General features: G+C 69.4%; 21 protein-coding genes. 9 read left to right on the top strand and 12 right to left on the bottom strand.

Annotated features, from left to right (window positions below; translation table 11 throughout):
• The first annotated feature begins 188 nt into the window (after positions 1–188).
• From dnaJ to ACI8U3_RS07670, 4 genes are all read left to right on the top strand, one after another.
• Complete coding sequence (dnaJ, locus tag ACI8U3_RS07685; RefSeq protein WP_415014278.1) at positions 189–1385, top strand: molecular chaperone DnaJ; 1197 nt, start codon at positions 189–191, stop codon at positions 1383–1385.
• Positions 1382–2131, top strand: a complete 750-nt coding sequence (dapB, locus tag ACI8U3_RS07680) for a 4-hydroxy-tetrahydrodipicolinate reductase (RefSeq protein ID WP_415014277.1) — start codon at positions 1382–1384, stop codon at positions 2129–2131. The genes dnaJ and dapB overlap by 4 nt, the downstream gene beginning before the upstream one ends.
• Before the next feature lie 137 nt (positions 2132–2268).
• Positions 2269–3969: a glycoside hydrolase family 43 protein gene (locus ACI8U3_RS07675; RefSeq protein ID WP_415014276.1), complete on the top strand. Its 1701-nt coding sequence runs from the start codon at positions 2269–2271 to the stop codon at positions 3967–3969.
• 56 nt (positions 3970–4025) lie between these two features.
• Positions 4026–4367: a phage holin family protein gene (locus ACI8U3_RS07670; protein WP_415014275.1), complete on the top strand. Its 342-nt coding sequence runs from the start codon at positions 4026–4028 to the stop codon at positions 4365–4367.
• Here ACI8U3_RS07670 and ACI8U3_RS07665 read toward each other — a convergent pair whose 3' ends face one another.
• Positions 4368–4940: a DUF3828 domain-containing protein gene (locus ACI8U3_RS07665; protein WP_415014274.1), complete on the bottom strand. Its 573-nt coding sequence runs from the start codon at positions 4938–4940 to the stop codon at positions 4368–4370.
• 223 nt (positions 4941–5163) lie between these two features.
• Between ACI8U3_RS07665 and ileS the strand changes: the two genes are divergently transcribed.
• Positions 5164–8028 carry an isoleucine--tRNA ligase gene (gene ileS, locus ACI8U3_RS07660; RefSeq protein WP_415014273.1) on the top strand — a complete coding sequence of 955 codons (2865 nt, stop codon included), beginning with the start codon at positions 5164–5166 and terminating at the stop codon, positions 8026–8028.
• Positions 8029–8036: 8 nt separating this feature from the next.
• Here ileS and ACI8U3_RS07655 read toward each other — a convergent pair whose 3' ends face one another.
• On the bottom strand, positions 8037–8417 hold the full coding sequence (locus ACI8U3_RS07655; RefSeq protein ID WP_415014272.1) for a hypothetical protein: 381 nt from the start codon (positions 8415–8417) through the stop codon (positions 8037–8039).
• Positions 8418–8567: 150 nt separating this feature from the next.
• Here ACI8U3_RS07655 and rpoN point away from each other — a divergent pair, with 150 nt between their 5' ends.
• The 3 genes from rpoN (at position 8568) to ACI8U3_RS07640 (ending at position 11372) form a co-directional block, all read left to right on the top strand.
• Entirely contained in the window at positions 8568–10094 is a 1527-nt protein-coding gene (rpoN, locus tag ACI8U3_RS07650; protein WP_415014271.1) for an RNA polymerase factor sigma-54, read from the top strand.
• An 87-nt stretch (positions 10095–10181) separates the two neighbouring features.
• Positions 10182–10826 (top strand): ribosome hibernation-promoting factor, HPF/YfiA family, encoded by a 645-nt coding sequence (gene hpf, locus ACI8U3_RS07645; RefSeq protein WP_415014270.1) that lies wholly within the window; start codon positions 10182–10184, stop codon positions 10824–10826.
• An 81-nt stretch (positions 10827–10907) separates the two neighbouring features.
• Positions 10908–11372, top strand: coding sequence for a PTS sugar transporter subunit IIA (locus ACI8U3_RS07640; RefSeq protein WP_415014269.1), 465 nt, complete (start codon positions 10908–10910; stop codon positions 11370–11372).
• Here ACI8U3_RS07640 and ACI8U3_RS07635 read toward each other — a convergent pair whose 3' ends face one another.
• Positions 11373–11627, bottom strand: a complete 255-nt coding sequence (locus ACI8U3_RS07635) for a DUF1150 family protein (RefSeq protein WP_415014268.1) — start codon at positions 11625–11627, stop codon at positions 11373–11375.
• Between the two features lie 84 nt (positions 11628–11711).
• Complete coding sequence (locus ACI8U3_RS07630; protein ID WP_415014267.1) at positions 11712–12131, bottom strand: Hsp20 family protein; 420 nt, start codon at positions 12129–12131, stop codon at positions 11712–11714.
• A gap of 210 nt (positions 12132–12341) precedes the next feature.
• Between ACI8U3_RS07630 and ACI8U3_RS07625 the strand changes: the two genes are divergently transcribed.
• Complete coding sequence (locus tag ACI8U3_RS07625; protein WP_415014266.1) at positions 12342–14162, top strand: methyl-accepting chemotaxis protein; 1821 nt, start codon at positions 12342–12344, stop codon at positions 14160–14162.
• A 13-nt stretch (positions 14163–14175) separates the two neighbouring features.
• Here ACI8U3_RS07625 and hisC read toward each other — a convergent pair whose 3' ends face one another.
• The 8 genes from hisC to ACI8U3_RS07585 form a co-directional block, all read right to left on the bottom strand.
• Positions 14176–15288, bottom strand: a complete 1113-nt coding sequence (gene hisC, locus ACI8U3_RS07620) for a histidinol-phosphate transaminase (RefSeq protein ID WP_415014265.1) — start codon at positions 15286–15288, stop codon at positions 14176–14178.
• A gap of 22 nt (positions 15289–15310) precedes the next feature.
• On the bottom strand, positions 15311–15973 hold the full coding sequence (locus tag ACI8U3_RS07615; RefSeq protein WP_415014264.1) for a hypothetical protein: 663 nt from the start codon (positions 15971–15973) through the stop codon (positions 15311–15313).
• Positions 15973–17037, bottom strand: a complete 1065-nt coding sequence (locus tag ACI8U3_RS07610; RefSeq protein ID WP_415014263.1) for a DUF2125 domain-containing protein — start codon at positions 17035–17037, stop codon at positions 15973–15975. The genes ACI8U3_RS07615 and ACI8U3_RS07610 overlap by 1 nt, the downstream gene beginning before the upstream one ends.
• 10 nt (positions 17038–17047) lie before the next feature.
• A complete protein-coding gene (locus ACI8U3_RS07605) occupies positions 17048–19897 on the bottom strand; it encodes an ATP-dependent DNA helicase (RefSeq protein ID WP_415014262.1) in 2850 nt (949 codons plus the stop codon).
• The gene (gene rhuM / locus ACI8U3_RS07600; protein WP_415014261.1) at positions 19887–20954 is read right to left on the bottom strand and encodes a RhuM family protein; all 1068 of its coding nucleotides are present in this window, start codon (positions 20952–20954) and stop codon (positions 19887–19889) included. Before rhuM ends, ACI8U3_RS07605 begins: the two co-directional genes overlap by 11 nt.
• 241 nt (positions 20955–21195) lie before the next feature.
• Complete coding sequence (locus tag ACI8U3_RS07595) at positions 21196–22017, bottom strand: TIGR02186 family protein (RefSeq protein WP_415014260.1); 822 nt, start codon at positions 22015–22017, stop codon at positions 21196–21198.
• The gene (locus tag ACI8U3_RS07590; protein ID WP_415014259.1) at positions 22017–22937 is read right to left on the bottom strand and encodes a sulfite exporter TauE/SafE family protein; all 921 of its coding nucleotides are present in this window, start codon (positions 22935–22937) and stop codon (positions 22017–22019) included. The genes ACI8U3_RS07595 and ACI8U3_RS07590 overlap by 1 nt, the downstream gene beginning before the upstream one ends.
• Before the next feature lie 124 nt (positions 22938–23061).
• Complete coding sequence (locus ACI8U3_RS07585) at positions 23062–25692, bottom strand: hypothetical protein (protein ID WP_415014258.1); 2631 nt, start codon at positions 25690–25692, stop codon at positions 23062–23064.
• Positions 25693–25900 lie beyond the last annotated feature (208 nt).

The following is a 25900-nucleotide window of genomic DNA, read 5'->3' as shown; positions in this document are numbered from 1 at the left end:
GTCTGACGACCAAACGCCCCGTTCGCCTCGCCAGTGAGGCGAGCGGGGCTTTTTTCTGAACCCGGATGGCTATACCCCTGACCCTCATGCGGACATTGCATCCGCCGGGGCGGACACCATCTGACACATGACGACAGCGCCGAAGCCCTTCGGCGCGACGGGGCGAAACAAGGAATCGGGTACGCCTTATGGCGCGTGACTACTACGAAATCCTGGGCGTCGAGCGGACCATCGACGCGGCCGGCCTCAAGGCCGCCTATCGCAAGCTGGCCATGCAACACCACCCCGACCGCAACGGCGGGTGCGAGGACTCGGCCAGCAAGTTCAAGGAAATCAGCGAGGCCTACGGCGTCCTGTCGGACGACCAGAAGCGCGCGGCCTATGATCGCTTCGGCCATGCCGGCGTGAACGGCGGCGCGGGCGGCGGCGGCTTCGGACGCGGCGGCGGCCAGGGCTTCCACGACATCAACGACATCTTCTCCGAAGTATTCGGCGAGGCGTTCGGCGACGTCTTCGGCGGGGCCCGGTCCTCGCGCGGCGGACCGCGCCGGGGCTCGGACCTGCGTCACGATCTGGAGATTTCTCTGGAAGAAGCCTACCGGGGCCTGGAGGCGGAAATCACCGTCCCCACCACCGCCACCTGCGAAACCTGCAACGGCTCGGGGGCCAAGGCGGGCAGCCAGCCCACCACCTGCGCCACCTGCGCCGGACAGGGCCGGGTGCGTCAGGCCAACGGCTTCTTCGCGGTGGAGCGCACCTGCCCCCACTGCGGCGGTCAGGGCAAGGTCATCAAGGACCGCTGCGGCTCGTGTCACGGCCACGGCCAGGTGCGCAAGAACCGCACCCTGTCGCTCAAGATCCCCGCGGGCGTGGACGACGGCTCGCGCATCCGTCTGGCGGGCGAGGGCGACGCAGGGCTGGGCGGCGGCCCGCGCGGGGACCTTTACGTCTTCCTGTCGGTGAAGCCCCACGAGTTGTTCGAGCGGGACAATCTGGACCTGCTGGTCACCGTGCCGGTGCCCATGACCGTGGCGGCGCTGGGCGGCGAGATCGAGGCCCCGTGCCTGGTGTCGGAGGCCTGCGACGGCCAGTGCCGGGCCAGCGTCAAGGTCCCCGAGGGCGCCGAGACCGGAAAGACCGTACGCATCAAGGGCAAGGGCATGCCCCGGCTGGACGGCCGCGGCCGCGGCGACCTGGTGGTGGAGCTGTTTGTGGAGACGCCCCAGAACCTCACCGCCCGTCAGAAGGAACTGCTGAAGGAACTGGCCGAGTGCTGCGGCGAGGCCCAGAATCCCCGCAACTCCGGCTTCGCATCCAAGGCCAAACGGTTCTGGAGCGAAATCACCGGCAATGACGACGCGCCCCGCAAGGAAAGCGCGGCTTGAGCGGCGTGATCCATGTGGGCGTCTCCGGCGCCCGGGGCCGCATGGGCCGCGCCGTCGGCCAGGTGCTGGACGCGCGCGAGGATCTGGTGGTGGCCGCCCGTTTCGACCGGGGCGAGACCCCCGATCTCAGCCTGTGCGATGTGGTCATCGATTTCTCCACCCCTGACGCTTCCGTCGAACTGGCGCGCCACGTGGCCGAGCGCGGCGGTCCGGCGCTGGTGATCGGCTCCACCGGCCTGACCGACGAACAGGAAGCGGAGATCACGAAGGCCGCCGAAAAGATCGCCATCGTCCGCAGCGGCAATTTCTCGCTCGGCGTCAACATTCTGGTGGGTCTGGTGGAGCGCGCCGCCGCCCGTCTGGATGCCGCCGACTGGGACATCGAGGTGCTGGAAAGCCACCACCGCAAGAAGGTGGACGCCCCCTCGGGCACCGCCCTGATGCTGGGCGAGGCCGCCGCCGAGGGGCGCCACGCCGATCTGGCCGACCTGCGCATTCCAGCTCGCGAAGGCATCACCGGCGAGCGCCAGCCCGGCTCCATCGGCTTCGCCGCCCTGCGCGCCGGGGGCATCGTGGGCGACCACACCGTGCTGTTCGCCTCGGATGACGAGGTGCTGACCCTCAGCCATTCGGCCATCGACCGGTCCCTGTTCGCAAAGGGCGCCGTGGCCGCCGCCGTCTGGGTCAAATCCCGCGCCCCCGGCCTCTATGACATGCAGGACGTGCTGGGCTTCAGGCAGGCCTAGAGCCAGCGGGAGCTTGCCGTCCGCCTGCCCCCGGATTCAGAGGGCTCCCCGCCATGATCCCGATCGTCTGGACAACCCTGCGGCGACGTTTCATGATAGCGCTAACAATGACGCCGCCCGGCGGCGCGGGAGACATCATGAAACACGCCCTGACGGCCCTCGCCGCCGGCCTCGCCCTGACTGCGCCCGCCTTCGCGCAGGACACCGCCATCGCCCGCTTTGACTGGTTCGCCTATGAGGGCGCCGACCCGGAGCACGCGGTGGTCCAGCCCGGCCCCGGCCAGTTCCGCAATCCGATCCTGTCCGGCTTCTATCCCGACCCGTCCAACACCCGCGCGGGCGAGGACTATTATCTGGTCACCTCCACCTTCGCCTATTTCCCCGGCCTGCCCGTCTTCCACAGCCGCGACCTGGTCAACTGGACCCAGATCGGCAACGCCATCGACCGGCCGGACCAGGTGGATTTCGGAACTCTCGGCCTGTCGCGCGGCCTGTTCGCCCCGACCATCGAGCACCACGCGGGGACGTTCTATATCCTGAACACCTGCGTGGACTGCGGCGACAATTTCGTCATCACCGCCACCGATCCGGCGGGGCCGTGGTCCGACCCGGTGTGGCTGCCGGATCTGGCGGGCGGCATCGACCCGGCCCTGTTCATCGACGAGGACGGCTCGGCCTGGATCCTCAACAACGGACCGCCGGACCGCGAGCCGGAATACGACGGCCACCGCGCCATCTGGATCCAGCGCTTCGGTCTGGAGACCCTGTCCACCCATGGCCCGCGCACCCTGCTGGTGGACGGCGGCGTGGACTTCTCCACCCGGCCCATCTGGATCGAGGGGCCGCACATCTACAAGGTGGACGGCCGCTATGTGCTGACCGCGGCCGAGGGCGGCACCGCCGAGGCGCACTCCCAGGTCGCCCTGGTCGCCGACCGTCCCGACGGCCCCTATACGCCGGCGCCCGACAACCCCTTCCTGACCCAGCGCGACCTGCCCCGCGACCGGGATTTCCCCATCACCTCGGCGGGGCACGCCGATCTGGTCCAGACGCCGGACGGCGACTGGTGGGCCACCTTCCTGGCCGTGCGTCCCTATGGCGAGGACTTCTACAACACCGGGCGCGAGACCTTTCTGATGCCCGTGACGTGGGAAAACGGCTGGCCCCGCATTACCGCGCCGGGTGAGGTCATCCCCCATGTGATGGACCGCCCCGACTTGCCGCAGCAGCCCGCGCCCGACCTGCCCACCACCGGGCCCTTCAGCGTCACCGAGGACTTCGACGGCGAGACCCTGCCGGTCCACTGGCTGACGGTGCGAAACCCGCGCTCGGATTGGTTCAGCGTCGCTGACGGCGCCCTGCACCTGACCGCCCGGCCGCAGGGTCTGGGCGACATGGCCAATCCGTCCTTCGCCGCCCGGCGCCAGCAGCACATGACGGCAGCCGCCTCCACCGAGGTGCGCTTCACCCCGGCCCACGACGGCGACCGCGCGGGCCTCGCCGCCTTCCAGAGCGACGACTTCTGGTGGTTCATCGGCGTCGGCCGTCATGAGGGTCAGGACGTAGTTCTGGTCGAGCGCCGGGCCGGGCCGGACGATCCGGCGCGCGGCGTCATCGTCGCCGCCGCCCCCCTGCCCACCCGTCCCGGCGAACCCCTGCGCCTGCGCGCCAGCGTGGATGTGGGCGAGATCGATCTGGCCTTCGCCGCACCGGACGGCGAGTGGACGCCGCTCGTCGAGGACGGCGACGCCAGCATCCTCAGCACCCGCACCGCCGGCGGCTTCGTCGGGTCGGTGTTCGGCGCCTACGCCTATTCCCCCGCCGGTCCCGCCGATTGATGCAGCCAATCCCCGCGCCGCGCGCTATGCTGGCGCCGGTTCAAAGGGAGGCGCGCATGGTCCGTTTCATCGTCCAGTGGCTGGTCACAGCCCTGGGGCTGTGGCTGTCGTCGGTCCTGATCGCGGGCGTCGAGTTCCGCGACACCACCGTCCTGATTCTGGCCGCCCTGGTGCTGGGTCTGATCAATGCGGTGATCCGGCCCATTCTGGTGATCATCACCTTCCCCATCACGGTCATCACCCTGGGCCTGTTCCTGCTGGTGGTGAACGCCGCCATGATCGGCCTGGCCTCGGCCTTTTTCGACGGCTTCACGGTCAGCGGCTTCTGGCCCGCCATCGGCGCCGCCGTGGTCACCGGGGTGGTCAGCTGGATCGCCGGCGCATTCATCCGCGACTGATCACTCCGCCAGCGTCCGCCGGAACGAGAAGCCTTCGTCGGTGCGGATGTCGTCCACGCGCCAGCCGTCCGCCTCGCGCCGCAGGATGAACAGCGGCGCCCGCGCGCTCTCGGCGTCACCTTCCTTGCCGAAGTCGAAGCGGGCGCGCACCGCCGCCCGGTCCGCCGTGGCCTCGGTCACGCTCACATCCCGCAGGGTCAGGCCATAGGGGTCCTGGCACAGGCAGACCGGATCGGCCTCCAGCGCCGGATGCACCCCCCCGTCCGCCCCGTCTCGCGCCCGGTCCAGCATCCGCACCACCTCGGCGGTGAACACGGTCTGGTCCATGCTCTCGGCCAGAGGCGCGAAGGCGTCATCCTCCATCCGCACATAGAGGTCCCGCACGAAGGCCTCCGCCTCCTCGCGCGCCGTCTCCGCCGGGTCGGGCGCAGCCGGCGCCGGGTCAGCGGCAGGTTTCGCCTCGGCGACCGCAGCCTCAGCCTCGCCCTGATGCGCCTCCGCCGCTGGCTCTTCCGCGCCGCCGCAGGCCGCCAGACCCGCCGCCAGCACGCCCGCAATCATCATCCGCCGCATCACGCCCCTCCTCTTTTGTCGCCCCTTCATATCAAGAGCCGCCGCCCGGCCTGACCACTGTCCAATGCTGACGGCCTCTGCTAGACCGGCCGCCATGACGGTTCGCGCGCGCATCATCCTGATTTCCATTCGCCGCCCGGCGTAGCGCTTCAGGGCTTGGCCCCGCGCACGTCGGGGTCCAGAAATCACCCGCAACCGACAAGCATACCAGCCTGAGACACCCATGGCCGACGCCCCCCAGACTACCGATGGCCGCGACTATCGCGACACCGTCTTCCTGCCCGACACCCCGTTCCCCATGCGCGGCGGTCTGCCGAAGAAGGAGCCGGAGATCCTGGCCGCCTGGGGCGACCTGTACGCCGCCCTGCGCAAGCAGCGTCAGGCCGAGGGCGCGCCCCTGTTCGTGCTGCACGACGGCCCGCCCTACGCCAACGGCGACATCCACATCGGCCATGCGCTGAACAAGACGCTCAAGGACTTCGTGGTCCGCTCCCAGTTCCTGCTGGGCAACGACGTGGACTACGTCCCCGGCTGGGACTGCCACGGCCTGCCCATCGAGTGGAAGATCGAGGAGCAGTTCCGGGCCAAGGGACGCCGCAAGGACGAGGTCTCCAAGGCCGAGTTCCGCCAGGCCTGCCGCGATTACGCCGCCGGCTGGATCGACGTGCAGCGCGAGCAGTTCAAGCGCCTGGGCGTGATCGGAAACTGGGACGGCCGCTACGCCACCATGGACTTCGCCACCGAGGCGGCCATCGTGCGTGAATTCCACAAGTTCAAGAACTCGGGCCAGCTCTATCGCGGCTCCAAGCCCGTCATGTGGTCGCCGGTGGAGCGCACGGCCCTGGCCGACGCCGAGATCGAGTACCACGAGCACAACAGCCCCACGATCTGGGTCAAGTTCCCCGTCACCGGCGCCACGGACGATCATCCCGACGACCTGCTGGCCTTCCGCCACGCCACGCCGTCCATCGTCATCTGGACCACCACCCCGTGGACCGTCCCGGCCAACCGCGCCATCAGCTATGGCCCCGAGATCGACTACGGCCTGTATGAAGTCACGGCGCTGGAGGAAGGGCTAGAGTTCGAGCCCTGGGCCAAGCCGGGCGACCGCCTGATCCTTGGCGACAAGCTGGCCGAGGACGTGTTCAAGGCGGCGAAAATCGCCACATGGACCCGCATCGACGATATCAATCCGTCCGGTCTGGAGTGCGCCCACCCGCTGGCCGCCCTGCACCCCGGCTTCGGCTATTCGGTGCCGCTGCTGGCCGGCGACCATGTGACCGATGAGGCGGGCACCGGCTTCGTGCACACCGCCCCGGGCCACGGGGCGGACGACTATGACGTCTGGCGCGCCCACGGCCATCACGAGATCCCCGACACCGTCGATCCCGACGGCGCCTACTATGAGCACGTGCCCCTGTTCGCCGGCCTCAAGGTGCTGGAGACCGAAGGCAAGAAGACCGGCAAGTTCGGCCCGGCCAACCCCGCCGTGATCGAAAAGCTGATCGAGGCCGGGACCCTGCTGGCGCGCGGCCGCACCGAGCACTCCTATCCGCACAGCTGGCGCTCCAAGGCCCCGATCATCTTCCGCAACACGCCCCAGTGGTTCGTGCGGCTGGACGGCGACAACGACCTGCGTGAGAAGGCCCTCGCCGCCATCGACACCACCACTTTCCACCCGGCGGGCGGGCGCAACCGCATCCGCTCCATGGTCGAGACGCGCCCCGACTGGCTGATCAGCCGCCAGCGCGCCTGGGGCACGCCGCTCGCCATGTTCGTGGACAAACAGACCGGCCAGCCCCTGCACGACGACGCCGTGGACGCCCGCATCGTCGAGGCGATCGAGGCCGAGGGCGCCGACGCCTGGTTCACCCGGCCCGACAGCGATTTCCTCGGCGCCGGCCATGACCCGGACCGCTACGAGAAGGTCGAGGACATCCTCGACGTCTGGTTCGACTCAGGCTGCACCCACGCCTTCACCATCGAGGGCCGAAAAGACTCCAAATGGCCCGCCGACCTCTATCTGGAAGGTTCGGACCAGCACCGCGGCTGGTTCCAGTCGTCCCTGCTGGAGGCCTGCGGCACCCGCGGCCGCGCCCCCTATGAGGCGGTTCTCACCCACGGCTTCACCCTGGATGAGAACGGGGAGAAGATGTCCAAGTCCAAGGGCAACACAGTCAATCCCCTGACCGTCATCAACGAGTCCGGCGCCGACATCCTGCGCCTGTGGGTGTCGGTGGTGGACTACGCCGAGGATCAGCGGATCGGAAAGCAGATCCTGCAGACCACGGTGGACGCCTATCGCAAGCTGCGGAACACCGTCCGCTACCTGCTGGGCGCCCTGAACGGCTTCGACGAGGCCGAGCGCCTGACCGATCTGGACCAGTTCCCGCCGCTGGAACGCTACATCCTGCACCGCCTGTGGGAGCTGGACGGCCAGGTGCGCGACGCCTACGCCCGCTACGATTTCCAGGACGTGGTGCGCCCGGTGCTGGACTTCTGCTCCGGCGACCTGTCGGCCCTGTATTTCGACATCCGCAAGGACAGCCTGTACTGCGACCGCCCGGACAGCATCAAGCGCCGAGCCGTGCGCACGGTCATGGACGAGGTCTTCACCCGCCTCACCGCCTGGCTGGCCCCCCTGACCCCCTTCACCATGGAGGAGGCCTGGACCACCCGCTTCCCCGAAGCTGGCTCCAACTGCGCCCGCGTCATCCCGGCGACTCCCGCCGAATGGGAGAACGCGGCCGAGGCCGAGCGCTGGGCGAAGGTCGACACGGTGCTGGAACAGGTCAACGACGCCCTTGAGGCCGCCCGCCGCGACAAGCTGATCGGCGGCGCCCTGGACGCCTGGCCCTCGGTCACGGCGCCCGCAGACGCTATCAGCGCCTTCGACGGTCTGGACCCGGCCGAGGTGTTCCGCACCTCCGGCGCCGAACTGGCCGAGGGCGAGACGGCGGTGACGGTCAAGGTCGCCGACGCTCCCAAATGTCGCCGCTGCTGGCGCCGCATGCCGGACTTCAGCGAATCCAGCGGCCTGTGCGGTCGGTGCGAGGACGCCGTGGCGGCCATCGACGCCGGGCGCTGATCAGCCCGTCAGTCGACGCACAGGGTCGCCGCGGCCCGGCCGTTCTCCACCCGGGTGAAGCAGCCGAAGGGCGAGGAATTGGCCTGGCACTGGCCGGTGACGGCCTGGCCTTCCGGCGGGCGCTTGTCGTCGGCCAAACGGCACTCGCCCTGGCACTGGGCCGCGTCGGTGCACGGCTGTCCCGCGTCGGCATAGGAGACCACGCATCGGTAGGCGCCCAGCCGGCCTTCGCGCCGCCAGTCGCCGCCCGCGGCCTCGCACCCGGACTGATCGGCGGGGATCTGCGGGGACGGACCGGATTCCGTCAGCTCCGTGGCCGGGGCCGGCTCGGCGGGCATGCAGCTGATGCACAGAAACGCCAAGGCGGCGGCGGGGATCCAGGTCTTCATGGGCGCTCCGTTCGGGTCCTTCGCACTTAGCGCACGCGCGGGCGAATCGTTCAACGACGACGGCCTTAGAGGCGCGTTAACCCTCGGGGGGCATGGTCGTCAGCAAGTTTCGGGCCACACGGCCCGGGGTGAGCAGACAGGGGCGACGCCGTGATCGGGCAAAGGCTGGAGATCAGACAGGGCCAGGGGCTGGTGATCACGCCCCAGCTGCAGCAGGCTATCAAGCTTCTGCAACTGTCGAACCTCGAGCTGGACGCCTTCGTCGAAGCCGAGCTGGAGCGCAATCCCCTTCTCCTGCGCGAGGAGGGAGACGGCGATCCGGAAGAACGCCGCGACAGCGACGCCCCTGTTGAAGCCGCCGACGACCGCGACCCCTCAGAGCGCGACCTGACCGAGGGCTCGGCCCGCGACGCCGAGGGCGCCATGGACGCCCGCGAGGACGACCTGTACGGCGACGCCGCCCCCGGCGAGCGCAGCGGCGACCGCGCCGCCGACGAGGCGGGACAGCCGGGCCTGTCCGAATGGTCCGCCGTCGGCAAGGGCGGCGGCCTGCCGGCGGGCGAGGGCTCCGATGAGCGGCCGGACCGGCGCGAACAGACCCTGTGGGAACACCTTCTGGATCAGGCCGCCGTGGCCGGGTTCAGCCCCGCCGACCACGCGGTGGCCCAGGCCCTGATCGACATGACCGACGAGGGCGGTTATCTGCGCGGCGACCTGAACGAGGTGGCCGACCGGCTGGGTTGTGGCTTGGACAAGGTGGAGGCGGTGCTGGCCGTCTGCCACGGGTTCGAGCCCACCGGGGTCATGGCCCGCTCGGCGCCGGAATGCCTGAAGCTGCAGCTGATCGAGCGCAACCGCTTCGATCCGGCCATGGAATGTCTGCTGGACAATCTGGAGCTGCTGGCCCGGCGCGACATGGCGGCGCTGAAACGCGCCTGCGGCGTGGACGATGAAGACATCCGCGAGATGATCAGCGAGCTCAAGGCCCTGACGCCCCGGCCCGGCGCGGCCTTCGGCGGCGAACCGGCCCAGACGGTTGTGCCGGATGTCTTCGTGCGCCCCGATCCGGCGGGCGGCTGGCGGGTGGAGCTGAATGGCGACACCCTGCCGCGCCTGCTGGTGGACAAGCGCTACCACGGCCTGGTCTCCGGCGGCGCGCGGGGCGAGGAGGAAAAGACCTTCGTGGCCGACTGCGCGGCCCAGGCCAACTGGCTGGTGAAAAGCCTGGATCAGCGGGCCAAGACCATCCTCAAGGTGTCGTCCGAGATCGTGCGCCAGCAGGACGCCTTCCTGGCCTTCGGGGTTGAGTTTCTCCGGCCCCTGAACCTCAAGACCGTGGCCGACGCCATCGGCATGCACGAATCCACCGTCAGCCGGGTCACCTCCAACAAATATGTGGCCACCCCGCGCGGGGTGTTCGAGCTGAAGTTCTTCTTCACCGCCTCCATCGCCGCCACCGATGGCGGCGCGGCCCATTCGGCCGAAGCCATCCGTCACCGGATCAAGTCCATGATCGACAACGAGGTCCGGGACGGCGACGTGCTCAGCGACGACCGCATCGTCGACATCCTCAAGGAGGCGGGCGTCGACATCGCCCGGCGCACCGTGGCCAAGTACCGGGAAGCCCTGCGAATTCCCTCGTCGGTGGAGCGCCGCCGGATGCTGAAATCCGCCTGAAACGGCGCCGCTTCACACCCGCGTGAGAAAAGACCGAAAACCCCTGTTCCGCTTGACACCAAACGCGCTCAGGCGCGTTCTTGGGGCATGCAGATTCAAGTCAGCGGCAAGCATGTGGATGTCGGCGACGCGTTAGGCTCGCGCATCTCCCAGGAACTTGAAGACGGGATCGGAAAATACTTCGAACGCGGCGGAGAGAACGCCGAGGTCGTGGTTTCCCGCGACGGACACCAGTTCAAGGTGGATTGCTGGGTCCGTCTGGCCTCGGGCCAGACGCTGGTGACCCACGGCCTCGGCGGTGACGCCCACGCGGCCTTCTCCGAGTCCCTGGACAAGCTGGAAAAGAGGGTCCGGCGTTACAAACGCCGCCTCAAGGACCACCACGCCGGTCCGCGCGGTCTTTCGCCCGAGCAGCAGGAAAACGCCGCCCGCGAGGTCGCCTCCCTGACGGTGTTTCGCAACCCGGACACGGTCGAGGACGAGGATTTCGGGGAGGCCGGTTCGCCCGGCGACGCCCCCGCCGCCATGGTCATCGCCGAAAGTCATTCGGAGATTCGCACCATGACCGTGGGCCGCGCGGTGCTGGAGCTGGACCTCACCGGCTATCCGGTGCTGATGTTCCGCAATGCAGGCCACGGCGGCATTTCCGTGGTTTACCGGCGACCCGACGGCAATGTGGGCTGGATCGACCCTGAGAGGACCCAGCCTTCACGGAACGGTCAGGGTTCCTGAGTTAAAAGCTTTCCCCCGAGGACCTAAGCGTCTAAAGGGGCGCCGCCTCCCGGCAAGAGTTAACAGCGTTTCGGGGTTATGATGGACATCGGTGAATTGCTCACGCGTGACGCGATCGTCACGCGTGGCGGGGCGTCGTCCAAGCGGCAGGCCCTGAACATGGTGGCCGATGTGGCCGCGCCGATTCTAGGGATCGACCATACCCGCGTGCTTGAAGCGCTGATGGAGCGCGAGGCCCTGGGCTCCACCGGGCTGGGCGGCGGCGTGGCCGCCCCGCACGCGCGTCTGGAGGGTCTGGACCGGGTTACAGGCGTGTTCGTGCGGCTGGATCATCCAGTGGAATTCGACGCCGTGGACGACCGGCCTGTGGACCTGATGTTCGCCCTGTTCGCCCCTCCGGGCGCCGGCGCCGAGCATTTGCGGGCCCTGGCTGCGGTTTCCCGGCTTCTGCGGTCGTCGGAATTGCGGGAACAACTGCGCCATGCCCGCACCACCGACGCCATCAACGCCCTGTTTGTGCGGGAGCGGCCCGTTCAGGCGGCCTGATTAGTGGACTGACACGGGCGCCAGCTCGTGCGCCACGGCGGCGGCGAAGGCCGTCTCGCGGTCGATCATGACCGCCAGCCGCTCGCCGTCAGCGCCGTGCACGGCGTAGAGGGTCTGGTCGGGCTCCAGCTCAAGCCCGCGGATGTCGTCCACGCGCGCATCGGCCAGCACGTCGGCGGCCTTGATTTCGCGCACATAGACCAGGTCCGGCGCGCCCAGGGCGGTAAAGTCGTCTTTGGTCATGACCGGGGTCATGGGAATCTCCTTCATGAGGCAAACGCCTGGGCGGGCGCGCGGTTTCGACGCGCGTCATCCGTCTTCAGGCGGCAGGACAATTGATCAGCCGGCGGTGATCGGAATGCGCTTGATGGTTTCGGCGCGCTCCGGCCGCTTCAGGTCCACGTGCAGCAGGCCATGCTCAAGCGCCGCACCCGTGACCTCCAGCCCGTCCGCCAGAACGTAACTGCGCACAAACCCGCGCGCCGCTATGCCCCGGTGCAGATAGGCGTTATCGCCCTTGCCGGCCTCATCGCGCTTTCCGGCGATGGTCAACTGGCGGCCTTCAAGGGTCACAGACAGTTCATCGGGCGTGAAACCGGCCACCGCCAGGGTGATCCGCACGCCCTTCTCGCCCCGGTCCTCAACATTGTAGGGCGGGTAGCCCTCCGAGGCCGCCTTGGCGGCCCGGTCGATCAGGGCTCGGGTCTGGTCGAAGCCCAGCAAGAAGGGGCTGTCGAACATCAGGGTTCGCGTCGTCATTCCAGTCCTCGCGACAAGCGACTGTCAGGCCGGTCCGCATCCCCCCGTGATCGGCGAGGACGCCCGGCGTCTCCGTTTAGATAGGAAACCCGCTTGTCGCGATCAACTGCCCGCGAACGCTGGCTTTGCGCCTTCTTAAGGCTTGTTGTGATGAAATCCTCTGGCCTGCCCTCTGTCATTTTGGGGCCGGCGATATTGGAGCGACATATTTTGTCCGTTTTTGAAACCTTGTCCCTGTCGGCCAAGGTCACCCTGCTCACTGTGACCGGGTTGATCGTCCTTGGCCTGTCCCTGACCCTGACCGCTTCGCACCTGATGACGCGCGAAGCCGAGGCCCGCGCTCTCGAGCGTCAGGAGACCAATATGCGCGTGGCCTGGCAGGTTCTGGGCGGCTACGGCGAAACCTTCACGCTCCGGAGCGAGGGCATTTACGCCGGCGAGACCTTGCTGAACGACAATTTCACGCCGGTGGATCAGATCAAGACGCTGGTCGGCGGCACCGCGACAGTCTTTCAGGGCGACGTGCGGGTCACCACCAACGTCGAGCGGCCCGAGGGCGGACGCGCGGTGGGCACGCAGCTGGCCCGAGGCCCCGTCTGGGACGCCGTGCTCAGGGACGGACAGCCCTATCGCGGCGAGGCCGATATCCTCGGCACGCCCTTTTTCGTGGCCTACGACCCGATCCTGAACCCGGCCGGCGAGGTCATCGGCGTCCTTTACGTCGGCATTCCCCGCGCTGATTTCATGGCGTCCGTGGAGCAGACGCGGCTCTGGCTCCTGGGCCTGGGGATTCTCGCCACCGCCCTGATCGCGGCGGGGGGCGCGCTGGCGGCGCGCGGGATGTTCCAGCCTCTTGCGGCCCTTGGCGGCGCAATGACCGCCCTGGCCGCCGGACGGACGGATATCGAGACACCGGGCGCGGCGCGCCGCGACGATGTGGGCCATATGGCGCGAGCCGTGGTCGCCTTCCGAGACGCCGAGATCGCGCGCCGCAGGCTGGAGAGCGAGGCCGAATCCGCGCGCGCCGACGCCGACGAACAGCGCCTGTCCGCAGAGCAGGCCAGAACGCTCGAAGCTCAAAGCGACCGGGCCATAATCACGGCTCTGAGCCGCGCCCTGTCCGCTCTGGCCGACGGCGATCTGACCCACCGCATCACCGCCGACCTGCCGCCCAAGGCCGAACAGCTGAAGGTCGATTTCAACACCGCTGCTGACAAGCTGGGCGAGGCCATGCGGACGATCATGATCGCGGTGGACGCCCTGACGTCGGGCGTCGGGGAGATCCGCGGGGCCGCAGACGACCTGTCGCGCCGGACCGAGCAGCAGGCCGCCGGGCTGGAGGAGACCGCCGCTGCGCTGGATGAGATCACCGCCACGGTCCGCCATGCCTCCGACGGCGCCGGTCAGGCGACCCGGGAAGCTCGCGCCGCCCGTGAAGCCGCGCGCTCCAGCGGAGACCTCGCGGTCCAGGCCGTGGACGCCATGGGCGATATCGAGCAGTCCTCGACCCAGATCAGCCAGATCATCGGCGTGATCGACGAGATCGCCTTCCAGACCAACCTGCTGGCCCTGAACGCCGGCGTCGAGGCCGCCCGCGCCGGAGAGGCCGGTCGCGGCTTCGCCGTGGTTGCGTCAGAGGTTCGGGCCCTGGCCCAGCGCTCGGCCGACGCGGCCAAGGAGATCAAGACCCTGATCTCCACCTCGGGTGCGCAGGTGGGATCAGGTGTGCGGCTGGTGCGGGAGACCCAGACCGCCCTCGACGGGATCGTCAGCCAGGCCGGGCGCATCGACGGCCTGGTGGCCGAGATCGCGGCGTCCGCTCAGGAACAGTCCACGGGGCTGCATCAGATCAACGCCGCCGTGAACCAGATGGATCAGGCGACCCAGCAGAACGCGGCCATGGTCGAGCAGACCACCGCCGCCAGCCATCGTCTGGCCGAGGAAGCTGAAGGTCTGGCCCGGTTGGTCTCCATGTTCCGCATCGACGCGCCTGCGGACGCGCCATCAAGACGGATGTCCAAGGCCGCGTGAGCGCGCCCGGCGATCAGCTGGCCGCGAACTCGCTCAGGGCGTCCATGACGGCGCGGTTCTGGTCCTCGGTGCCAACCGTGATGCGCAGGGAGTCGTGCAGACCATAGCCGCCGACGGGGCGAACGATGATGCCCTTGGTGTTCAGATAGTCGCTGGCCGCCTTGGCCCGGTCCGCATCCTTGAACCGCACCAGCACGAAATTGCCGGCGCTGGGCGGGACCTCGAAGCCGAAACCCTTGATGGCCTGGGTCAGGCGCGGGCGCCAGGTCTGGACCAGCTCGCGTGAGGCCTTCACGTGCGCCTCGTCCGCCAGGGCCGCCACCGCCGCCTCGATGCCGGGCACGGAGACATTGAACGGCAGGCGGATGCGGTCCACCGCCTCGGCCACATGCAGGGGCGCATAGCCGAAGCCGACCCGCAGGCCCGCCAGGCCGTGGATCTTCGAGAAGGTCCGCGTCACCACGATGTTGGCGCTGTCCTTCGCCAGCGGGAAGGACGTGGCCCAGTCGGGCTCGGTGACGAACTCCGCATAGGCCTCGTCCACCACCAGCAGCACCGAGGACGGCAGGGCGGCGTGCAGGCGCTCGATTTCCTCGGCCGCGTTCCAGGACCCGGTGGGGTTGGACGGATTGGACACATAGACGATGCGCGTGCGCTCATCGACCTGCTCCAGCAGGGCGTGCACTTCCGCTTTCAGCTTGGGTTCCGGCGCGGACTTCACCTCGGCCTGATTGGCCAGCGCCGAGATGCGGTAGGCCAGAAAGCCGTACTGGCCGGTGACGATGTTGTCGCCCGGCGTCAGATAGGTCTGGTTCAGAAGGGCGAACACCTCGTCCGAACCGTTGCCGAAGATCAGGCGCTCGGGCTCCAGATCATGATGCTTGGCCACCGCATCGCGCAGTTTCGCTGCGCGCCCGTCGGGATAGAGCGCCAGATTCTTGATGGCCGCCTCATAGGCCTCGCGGGCCAGCGAGCCGGCGCCCAGGGCGTTCTCGTTGGAGGACAGCTTGATAGGCTCGGCCACCCCGTCCACCTTCGACTTGCCGCCCACATAGGGGGCGATGTCCAGAATCCCGCTCTTGGGGGCGGGGCCGGTCGGGGCGGCGCCCTTGTCGGTGTCGGTCATCTGCGTCTTCCCTGTCGTATGTTCAGAACACCGGGGCGGCGCCGATCACGCCGCTCAGCCGTCCGGTGGGGGCGATCAGGCGCCCGTCGTCAGGCTGCACATAGCCCGCCAGCATGAACAGCTTCAAGCCGCCAGCCGTCTCCAGCGGCGTGCCCGCCAGACCGCGCTGGGCCAGAAGGTCGGTGATCTTCGCCTCGTCGCCCGGCGCCTCGATGACCCAGAAGGTGCGGTCCTCGCCGGTGGGGCCGATCTCCTCGCCCGACACCACCAGCGCCAGCGGCCGGCCGGAGGCGTCGTCGGGCAGGGCCGCCGTCACCCTCAGGTCCGGCTGGGCCAGCAGCCGCGCCCACCAGGGCGTTGACCGTCCAAGATCCAGCACCGCCCGGCCGCCCTCGCGCGCGGCCTTCAGCGCCGCCTCCGGGTCGTGGGCCGAGCGCACGCTGTGGCCATACCGATCCGCCGCCAGCAGGGCCGACAGGGGCCCCCAGACGCTGACCGGCCCGGCTGACCGCGCCTCCAGCCGGCTCCACAGCACCCGCACCAGATCGCGCGGCAGGTCGCCGGCGTCCTTGAGCACGGCGCGCAGGGCGATCACGGCTTCGTCGCGGGACCGGGGCCCCTCCGCCGCCACGCGGGCGGACAGGGCCGCCAGCAGGGTGCGGTCTAGATTGCGCGTGGCGGGCATCAGAACAGTTCCGGCGCCGGCGCCAGATTGAACGGGCCCAGCCAGGCCCGGCCTTCGCGGAATTCCACTTCCAGCTCCACGTCGCCGGTCAGCACCTCGTCGGCCCCGGCCGCCGCCGCCGCGCCCACCGTGGCGGTGCGGTTCACCGTGTCGGACTGGGCCAGACCAGCCAGAGCCGGCGCGGCCCGGTCGGCCGACAGGCGCAGGGTCCCCACCAGCCGCCCGTTCTCATCGGCGCGCAGTTCATCGGCCGTCAGGCGCGCGGCGCTCTCGCCCGCCTGCATTTCGCCGCGCACGTCCAGAAAGCGCCCGCCCGAGGCGGTCCACGCGGCCAGCAGGCTGGAGGCGTCCGGTCCGCTCAGGCCCTGGAAATTCTCCACCACCGTCTCGGCCTGCAGGCTGAACAGCCCGTCGCGGCTCATGAAGGCGATGGGGCCGCCGTCGCGCCCGACAGCGTCGATCAGGCGGAACAGCACATCCACATTGCGCTGCGAGGCGGGCAGGGCGGTCTGCACGGTTGCCCCCTCCGCCTCCCGCGCCTCGCCCGGCCGCAGATACAGCTCGATCCGCTCCGCCCGCTCCAGCGGGAAGGGTTCGGCCCCCGGATGGGCCGTGAACACCGGCTCCAGAATCTCCAGCGCCAGATTGGGGAATGGCTCGGTCAGACCGCTGGCCGAGGCGCGGATCACCGGCGCGGCCACCGCCACCTTGCCCTTGTCGCCCCGGGTCAGCACCAGCCCGTCGTCAGCCACCACAACCCAGCGGTCGGGCCGATAGGCGTTGGCCTCGGCGGCCAGACGGGGCGCGGCGATCTCGTGCCCGGTGGGCGCGGTCAGGCGCACATGCTGGCTTTCCAGCCGGGTGCGGAACGGCCAGCCGGTCAGGACGGGCTCGGAATAGACCACCTCCCAGCCCTGGGCGCGCAGGCCCTCGGCCGCCACGTCCAGCCGGTCGCGCACCTGCTGCGACAGCCAGAACCACCACGCGGTCCACACGACCAGAACGATCAGGACGATGGCGAACGGAATGATCAGGGGCGCATAGCGCGCGCGGGCTTGGGTCATGGACGCTCCGTTAGCTTGGCTTGAGGAACGCGCCAACCGTCTCGATGGCTTCCACCAGTCCCATTCTTTGCACCTCGGCCCCAGGCGGCAGGCCCGCGAACAGCCGCGTGGGGCTGGCGGCGTCCAGCATGACGAACACGCCCCGATCGTCCGCCCGGCGGATCAGGCGGCCGAACGCCTGGCTGATGCGGCCCCGGGCGATGGCGTCGTCATAGCCGCGCCCGCCGAAGGTCTCGCGCCGCGCCTTGTGCAGCAGGTCCGGCCGCGGCCACGGCGCCCGGTCGAACACCAGGATGCGCAGCGACCGACCCGGCACGTCCACCCCGTCACGCACGGCGTCCGTGCCCAGCAGGCAGGAATCCTCCTCGGCCCGGAACACGTCCACCAGCCCGCCCACCTCCAGCGGGTCCATGTGCTGGGCGTAGAGCGGGATGCCGGCCTTCGCCAGATCGGGCCCCAGCCGCTCATAGACCGCCTTCAGCCGCCGGATGGCGGTGAACAGGCCCAGCCCCCCGCCGCCCGCCGCCAGGAACAGCTCGCGCATGGCCGCCGCGATCTGGCGCGGGTCGTCGCGGGCCACATCGTTCACCACGATCACCCGGCTGTTGGCCGCATAGTCGAACGGGCTCTCCACCTTCAGGGTCCGGGGCCGCTCGGGCAGGCGGGCCGAGCCGGTGCGCATCCGCGCCATGTCGAACGGATCGTCGGCCATGGGGTCCGACAGGGTGGCCGAGGTCACCAGCACCCCGTGCGCCGGGGCGATCACCGCCGCCTCCAGCGGGATGGTCGGATCGATCCAGTGCCGCCGCAGGGCCACGTCATGGATGCGGCCGAAGGCGACCTCCGCCGACAGCCAGTCCACGAAATCCGGGTCCGGCGCCGCGTCCCCGTCCTCCAGCGCCGCCAGCATGGCGCGCCAGCCGGGCAGGGTCATGCGCGCGCGCCGCTCAAGGCCCCGCAGCGCCCCCTCGATGCGCGCCCGCGCCCCGCCGTCCAGCTCGGCCGCCTCGTCGTCCAGAAGGTCCTCAAGGTGCCGGGCCAGCGCCAGCAGGGGCGCCTCCACCGCCGCCAGCGCCCGCGCCGCCCCGCGCGCCGCCTCGATCACCGGCTCGGCGGAGGGGCGCACCGCGCACTCCATGCCGAACTCGCCCCCGCCATAGGTCGCGGCCTCGGACGTGCGCGCCCGCAGCTGCACCAGCGCGGCGGCCAGAAAGGTCTCGATGGGCCCGATGGGGTTCACCTCGCCCGACGGCGGCGCGATGCGGCCCGAGGCGCCTTCCCCCGGCAGCTGCGCCGCCGCCCGCACCGCATCGGTCAGGGCCTGCCGCGCGGCCTCGGAGTCCGCCACCAGATCGCCCAGTCTTTGTTCAAGGCCCCGCCCGCGCCGCCCGCGCCCCTCCGGCCCCCGGATCCAGCGCCGCAGCTCCGCCGCCTCCTGCCCCGACAGACAGGCGGAAAAGGCGCTGTCCGCCGCGTCGAACAGATGGTGCCCCTCGTCGAACACCACCCGCTTCAGGGCGGCGGTCTCGGTGTCGCCCTTGATGCCCCGCGCCGCCCGCGCCCCGTCGAACGCCGCCTGGCTCATCACCAGCGCATGGTTGGCCACCACCAGATCGGCCCGGCGGCTGGCGCGGATGGTCTTCTCCACGAAACACATGCGGTAGTGGGGACAGGCGGCGTGCACGCACTCCCCGCGCCGGTCCACCAGATTGGCCGCCCCCGCCTGCTGCGCCGGGGCCACGGCGAACAGCCCGGGCAGCCAGCCGGGGAAATCCCCGCCGGTCATGTCCCCGTCGCGGCTGTGCGTCACCCAGCGCGCGGTCAGGGCGGCCCCGATCAGGTCGCCGTTGCCCAGCTGCGCCCCCTGCACCATCTCCTGCAGGTTCAGCAGGCACAGGTAATTCTCGCGCCCCTTGCGCACCACCGCCTTGACCCGCCGCACCTCCGGATCGGGCCAGATGGCGTGGCTCTCCCGGTCGATCTGGCGCTGCAGGGCCCGGGTGTAGGTGGATACCCACGCCGCCCCCTGATTGCGCTCGGCCCACAGCGAGGCGGCGGCCAGATAGCCCAGGGTCTTGCCCGTCCCCGTCCCCGCCTCGGCCAGCAGCACCCGGGGCCGCCCCTCCTCGTTGCGGGGCGAAAAGGCGAAGGCCGCCTCGGCCGCATAGTCCGACTGGGTCGGCCGCGTCTCGTCCAGCCCGGACGCCTCCAGCAGCTTGGCCAGGCGGATGCGCGCGGACTCCGAATCCACCGGCGCCGAGCCCGCCTCCCCGCGCGGCGCCTCGTCCTCCCACTCGTCCAGCCGCGACCACACGTCCAGGCCCGAACCCCGGTATTGCCGGTCCCGGATCGGCTGCGACTGCAAGGCCGTCAGCACCCGCGGCGCCCAGGCCCAGCCCGCCCGCTCCAGCGTCTCGGCCAGGGTCACGGCCGCCTCGCGCCCGCCATAGGCCGGATCGGTCAGGTCCTTCAGCAGAACCCCCGCCGCCTCGCGCAGGGCCGCCGCCTGCTCCGGCGCGGTCTTCGGAGTCTCCAGCCCCAGCGCCAGCGCCAGCCCGGTGGGCGACGGCGCGCAGAATTGCGCCGGCCGCACGAACGCGAACAGCTCCAGCACATCCATCAGGTCCGGCGATCGCCCCGGCGCCGCCAGCCCCAGCCGCCGCGCCGTCAGGCTGGCGTGGGCGACCAGCACCGCCCCGCCGGTGAACAGCCCCTCGGCCGCCCCCCGCCCGACAGCCCGCGCCCCCGCCTCATCCGCCACGGCCCCCGCCCCCGGCGGAACCGCCAGCGCCGGCGGCAGATCGCGCCAGGCAGCCGCCGCGTCGGCGGCGGCGATGCCTACCTGCGTGTCAGCGATCACGGGATCGCTTTTTGTCTTTCAGGGTTTTGGCGAGTTGACGAAGCTGGTCCTCACCTGCGCGCTCTGCTTCAAGCCGCTTCCGTTGCTTGAAGGCTTTAATTTCTTTGGATGCATGAGCCGCTGCCTGCGCATGGCTCACAGATGTGGCGGCTCCCCAGGGCTTCAGTGGCCGTCCATCCAACTTGATAAGCTCGCGGAGTTTTATCTGGAACTCGCCCAATGTCGTCGCCCGACGTTGCTCAGCTTGGCTGTCAAAGAATTCCAGCATTAAGCTTGTGATGTGATTCAGCGCCTTGATCTCAGGTTCCAGCAACAGGTTTTTCGCAGTTTTGGCTTCATCGACGGTGGGCAGATTTCCTTTGAACGTGACGACGCCCGCACGTTCTTTTTGGTGGTCAACGCGCTCCACAACGAGTTCGCTGGCGGTCTTCTGGACGACCGCCCAATGAAGTGTGTTCTGTATCTCCGCGAAAAATTCAGTGTGCTGTGTCTTGTCGCGTGGGTCGTAATCAACACAGAAGGAGGCAAGCTCGAGGATGCGGGTCCACATCCGCTTTTCGGATGAGCGGATGTCCCTGACGCGCTCAAGAAGCTCGTCGAAAAAGTCGGGCTTGCCGTCTGGATTCTTCAGGCGTTCGTCATCGATGACAAACCCCTTCGTCAGGTAAGCCATTAGCACCTGGGTAGCCCAGATGCGGAACATGGTTCCAAGTCGCGAACTGACCCGATAGCCAACCGCTATGATGACATCGAGGCTGTAGAGGTTGGTTCGATAGGTTCTACCGTCGGCAGCAGTTATCCAAGATTCTTGGATAACCGAATCAGCCTCCAATTCGCCTTCGGTGAATATGTTCTTAATATGTTGGCTGATGCTGCGGACGTTCACTCCAAACATGTGAGCCATCTGGGCTTGTGTGGCCCAGAAGGTGTCACCGATCACCCGCAACTCCGCCCGCACTCCCTCTTTGGAGACGTAGACGAGAAACCGATCACCCGTGTCCCCGTCCTCTCGGATGGTGACCGGTCCGTTTTCTGCGGTGTTGCGGGGATCTTTCATGCCGCCAAGCTAGCATTCTCTATACCGAAACGAAACCGGAACATGGGCATCAAATCGCGTTCAGCGGCATCTTCAGAAACCGCTTCCCCGACGACTCTCCGCCGGCGGCAGGGCGCCGGCGCGGATGTTCACCTGCAGCGAGGGCAGGATCAGGATCGGGGGCTTCAGCGCAGCGTCGCGGGTCTAGCGCATGGCGGCTTGGGCGTCCTCGACCTTGAGGCGGTGTTTCCGTGGTCTCAGGTCAGGTCCGGCGGAACCAGGCCGACGCCGCCCAGCCGGTGAAGGCGGCCAGCACCACCGACAGGACGCCGTACAGCCACGAGCGCTGGTGCGCGAAGTCGAAGACGGCCCGCTCCACCCCAACCTTGTCCACGGCCAGCTCCATGCGGCTGACAGAGATCGCCTCGCCCTCCTGGAACAGCCACACCTCGGCCTCATAGGTCCCGGTGGGCGCCTCGGCGGGCAGTTCCACCTCGGCGCGGAACAGGCCCTGATCCACGAAGCGGACCCCGTCCGGGTCGGTGGCGTAAAGGGCCGCGTCCTCCTTCAGGCGGATCACCGCCCGGCGCCAGTCCAGATAGTCTTCGCCCAGCCGGTTGATGACCACGTCGCGCACGCCGAACCGGGTCACGGTGGTTTCCTGCTCCGGCGCGTTGATGCGGAGGTGGTCGACCCCTACGCCCAGACGCCGCAGCACGCTGAAATTGGTGATCTCGTCCAGCGGTCGCGTGGATGCGGTCATGTAAAAGCCCGGCGCGCCCTCGAACACCACCGGCCGGCTGTTCAGCCACAGGCCCGCGACCCGCACCTTGCGCACCAGACGCACCGGCTGATCGGGACCGCGCACCACCACCACCACGTCGGCGGGGGTGTCCGTGGGATTGAACACCGCCCCGTACAGCACCATGGAGGCGCCGGCGAAGCCCGTGTCGATGTCCACCGTCGTCTCGGTCAGGGCGGCGGCGACCCGCGCCCGGGTCACGGGGGTGAGGGTCTGCTGGCTCTGGGCCGGGGCCTCGGCCACGACGGCGGGCGGCTCGGGCGGCGGGGCGTCCTGGATCATCAGTCCACCCCCGGCGCCAGCACGAACATCTCGGACGGGCGCACGAACAGCTCCAGCCCCATCTGGATGCCCACCAGCAGCACGATCAGCCCCAGCACCGCCCGCAGTTCCTCGGCCCGGAACTTGCCCGACATGCGCGCGCCGTACTGGGCCCCCACCACCCCGCCGAACAGCAGCAGGGAGGACAGCACGATGTCCACCGTCTGGTTGCGCCCCGACTGCAGCACCGTGGTGATGGCCGTGGTGATGATGATCTGGAACAGGCTGGTGCCCACCACCACGCTGGCCTTCATGCGCAGCACGTACAGCATGGCCGGCACCAGGATGAAGCCGCCGCCCACCCCCATGATGGCCGACAGGATCCCGGCGAACACGCCCAGCCCCAGCGGCGGGATGGCGCTGATGTACAGGCCCGAGCGGGGGAACTTCATCCGCCACGGCAGACCGTACAGCCACATTGGGCGGCGGTTCTGGGGACGCGGCGCCGGCAGACCTTTCCGCCGCCGGATGATGGCCTCAAGGCTCTCCTTCAGCATCAGCCCGCCGATGGCGCCCAGGAAGATCAGATAGGACAGGGCCACCACCAGATCCGCCTGGCCCAGCAGGCGCATCAGGCGGAACAGCTCCACCCCGCCGACGGCGCCCATGGCGCCGCCCAGGGCCATGATCCCGCCCATGCGGTAATCGACGCCCTTCTTGGCGGTATAGGTGATGACGCCCGAGGTGGAGGAGGCCACCACGTGGCTGGCCTGGCTGGCCACGGCCACCGGCGGCGGCACGCCCATGAAGATCAGCACCGGCGCCATCAGGAAGCCGCCGCCGATCCCGAAAAGGCCCGAGATGAAGCCCACCGCCGCGCCCAGCAGGATCAGCAGGGGTGCGTTCACCGACACTTCGGCGATCGGCAGATAGATGTCCAAGGCGCTCGCCTTCGGCTCAGGAACTCGAAACAACCTCCGAAGGGGAGGCGTGAAAGTCTGGTCTATCGAGCCGTCCGGTGATGCGCCAGCACAGACGCCCGAAAAGCGTGCATCACGCCGACGTTCAGGCCAGCGGAGGCGCCTCGAAGGCGTCCGCGGCGTGGCGCGCGGTGCGCCGCACGCCCGCTGACAGTTCGCCCGTCATGCGGTCCGCGTCCGCCTGGGCCTGCTCGTCCCCGGCCCGGCCGGCGATCAGGTACCATTTGTAGGCCTCGCCCGCGTTGGCGGCGACGCCGTCGGCGCCCTGCTCATAGATGCGGCCCAGATTGTACTGGCTGTCGGTCAGGCCGCGCTCCGCCGCCTGCCGGAACCAGCGCACCGCCTGCACCTGGCTACGGTCGCCGCCGACGCCGTCGAACAGATACAGCGCCATGTTGTGCATGGCGCGCACCTCGCCGCCCTGGGCCGCCCGCTCGGTCCAGATGCGGGCCTCCGCCGCATTCTGGGACACGCCGTTCTCGCCGCCTTCATACAGCCGCGCCAGATGGAACTGCGCCGGCGCATGGCCGAGATTGGCCGCCCGGGTCAGGGTTTCGACGCCGGAATCCTCGCCTGCGTCCAGTTGCGCGACCGCCTGCTCGTAAAGGGTCTGGGCCTCGCTCGCCTCGGCGGGGCGGGCGGCGGCGTCCGTGTCCGGCAGCATGGCGGCGGCCAGCAAGGTCGGCTCCTCGTCGCCCTGGCCGCGCGGCCCCAGGGTCGAGCCGTCGGTCAACCGCGTATAGCCGAACACGGCGCCGGCCAGCGCCGCCACGGCGACGGAGGCCATGAACGCCTTCTTGACCGTGCCGCCTTCACGGCGGGACTGGCGATCCATGCGCTCCTGCAGCCGCGACTTGCCGCCGCGCTTGAGGCCGAAGCCGCCGCTTTTCGCCGGCTCGGGCTCGGGCGTGCTCATGGCGGCGCGGGCGGCGTTGATGGTGTCGCGGGTGGCGCTGATGCGCTGGGCCGGGGCGGGGGTCACGAACTCGGTTTCGGCCGCATAGTCGTCGCCGGCGTCCAGGGCGTCCGCCACATCTGCGCCCCCGAAGGCGGCGAAGGGCGCCGGCTGCGCCATGGTCTGAACCGGCGGCTGTGAGGCGGAAGGCTGCGGATCCGCCGGCGCGGCGACCACTTCAGGTTCCGGCTCCGGCTCCGCCGGCAGACGGGCGAACGGCTCGGCCGCCGCCGCCGCTGTCGGCGCGGGCGTCTCGGCCAGGTCGTCGCCGGGCCAGGCCATGGGATCTTCGTCCCCGAACGCGTCCGGGAACGCCGCCGCGCGCCAGTCCGGAGTGGGTTGGTCGACCGGCGCGGCAGGCTCGGCGGGCCGCTCACCCACGCGCTTCTCGATGCTCTCGCGGGCCTCGGCCAGCAGCTTCGCCGTGCGCTCCTCGCTCTGGCGCATGCGTTCGGCCAGCTCGCCGGACGCGCGGTCGTACTGCTGCTCGATCTTGTCGGACGAGCGCTTCAGCCGCTCGCCGATGTCGTCCAGCGCCTGGGTGGAGCGCCGCTCGGACTCCGTGATGCGCTCGGCCAGCCGTTCGGAGATGCGGGTGATCTCGCCGCCCAGCTTTTCGATGGCCAGGGCGTGGCGGTCCTCGGACCGGATCAGGCGCTGCTCGACCCCCTGGGCCAGCTTGGCCATGTCCTGCTCGACACGGCGGGTCATGTCCTGGCCCAGGGCGTCGAAGCGTCGGCCGCCGTCGTCCTCGGCCTTGACCATGCGCTGGTTCAGGTTCTGGGCGATGCGCAGAACCTCCTTGCCCATGGCCTCGACGGCCTGGGCCGAGCGCCGTTCCGACGCCTGCACCTGTTCGCCGATGGCCAGGACGGCGCGCTCGATCTTGTCGATGCGCCCTTCGGCCGCCGCGGAGTCCAGCCGCCGCATCATCTCGGCGCGATTGGTCTCAACCTGTCGGCTGAGGGTTTCAGCCAGCTTTTCGAAGCGCGCGGCCTCGCTCGGGCCTTCGGCGCGCGGACGGCTTTCAGCGGCGCGCATGCGCTGATCCAGCCCGGCGAAGGATTGCTCCAGCGCGCGCAGGGCGTCGGTCGTGCGCGATTGCGCCGCATCCAGCCGGGCGCCGACCTGGCTGAGTATCTCGGAGCTGGAAACCCGCGAGACCGCATCCTCGGCCTTGTCCGCCCGTCCGCGCAGCTCGATGAAGCCGGTGCGCTGGCGCTCCTCAAGATCATAAAAGCGGCCTGCCAGCGTCCCCAGCGCGGTCTCGACCTTCTTGAAGGCCTCGGTGGTCTGCGGTCCGGTGTCGTTCTCGAAGCGGCGCAGGCGGCGATGGCCCTCGCGCAGCTCTTCGGCGATGTCGTCGATGCGACGGCCCTGGGCGCGGAACTGTTCGTCGACCCCGTCGATCCGGTGCATCAGGCCGCTGACCGCCTGATCCACCCCCGCGATGGCGGTGGTGGAGCGGCGCTCGGAAGCCTCCAGCCGGTCGGCGATCATCTCCACCGACGCGGCGACCCGATCCAGGGTCTCGTCGCGGCCATAGGCGTCGTCCAGACGGCGCAGGCGCGAGCGTCGATCATCGCGCGGCGCGGCCTGATGCCGGCGCGGCAAGGGGGTCACCCCGTCGTCCTCGTCATCCAGGATCATCTGGTTGAGCCACTCGCCCAGGGTCATCCCCGAGCGGCGCGCCAGATCCTTGGCGATCTCACGCGCCTTGGGTTCAATCCCTTTGACGCTCCAAGGCGCCGCTGCGCTCACTGATTCGTCTCCCGACCCGTTTCCACGACGCTACCCGCCCAAATCAGGGGTGTAAACGCATGGTTAACCCCAATATCTAGCGACGAGGCCTTGTTCCTGTGGACAGAGACTCCGCCGGATTCATACCTGCGGTGATACGGTTAATGAGGCGTAAAGGGTTAACGGGTCGCGTAATCATTCGTCAGCACTTGTCGGAAAGAGACGCAGC

Origin of the sequence: Brevundimonas sp., from assembly GCF_047617075.1 — a bacterium.
Lineage (GTDB): Bacteria > Pseudomonadota > Alphaproteobacteria > Caulobacterales > Caulobacteraceae > Brevundimonas.
This window is presented reverse-complemented; position numbering and strand designations above follow the sequence as displayed.

Bases quoted from the DNA above. Each gene is read 5' to 3' on its own strand.
- ACI8U3_RS07675 (WP_415014276.1), top strand. From the start codon at position 2,269: ATGAAACACGCCCTGACGGCCCTCGCCGCCGGCCTCGCCCTGACTGCG.
- hpf (WP_415014270.1), top strand. From the start codon at position 10,182: ATGCAGATTCAAGTCAGCGGCAAGCATGTGGATGTCGGCGACGCGTTA.
- ACI8U3_RS07640 (WP_415014269.1), top strand. From the start codon at position 10,908: ATGGACATCGGTGAATTGCTCACGCGTGACGCGATCGTCACGCGTGGC.
- ACI8U3_RS07635 (WP_415014268.1), bottom strand. From the start codon at position 11,627: ATGACCCCGGTCATGACCAAAGACGACTTTACCGCCCTGGGCGCGCCG.
- ACI8U3_RS07595 (WP_415014260.1), bottom strand. From the start codon at position 22,017: ATGATCCAGGACGCCCCGCCGCCCGAGCCGCCCGCCGTCGTGGCCGAG.
- hisC (WP_415014265.1), bottom strand. From the start codon at position 15,288: ATGACCGACACCGACAAGGGCGCCGCCCCGACCGGCCCCGCCCCCAAG.
- ACI8U3_RS07615 (WP_415014264.1), bottom strand. From the start codon at position 15,973: ATGCCCGCCACGCGCAATCTAGACCGCACCCTGCTGGCGGCCCTGTCC.
- dnaJ (WP_415014278.1), top strand. From the start codon at position 189: ATGGCGCGTGACTACTACGAAATCCTGGGCGTCGAGCGGACCATCGAC.
- ileS (WP_415014273.1), top strand. From the start codon at position 5,164: ATGGCCGACGCCCCCCAGACTACCGATGGCCGCGACTATCGCGACACC.
- ACI8U3_RS07665 (WP_415014274.1), bottom strand. From the start codon at position 4,940: ATGCGGCGGATGATGATTGCGGGCGTGCTGGCGGCGGGTCTGGCGGCC.
- ACI8U3_RS07670 (WP_415014275.1), top strand. From the start codon at position 4,026: ATGGTCCGTTTCATCGTCCAGTGGCTGGTCACAGCCCTGGGGCTGTGG.
- ACI8U3_RS07655 (WP_415014272.1), bottom strand. From the start codon at position 8,417: ATGAAGACCTGGATCCCCGCCGCCGCCTTGGCGTTTCTGTGCATCAGC.
- ACI8U3_RS07630 (WP_415014267.1), bottom strand. From the start codon at position 12,131: ATGACGACGCGAACCCTGATGTTCGACAGCCCCTTCTTGCTGGGCTTC.
- ACI8U3_RS07610 (WP_415014263.1), bottom strand. From the start codon at position 17,037: ATGACCCAAGCCCGCGCGCGCTATGCGCCCCTGATCATTCCGTTCGCC.
- rhuM (WP_415014261.1), bottom strand. From the start codon at position 20,954: ATGAAAGATCCCCGCAACACCGCAGAAAACGGACCGGTCACCATCCGA.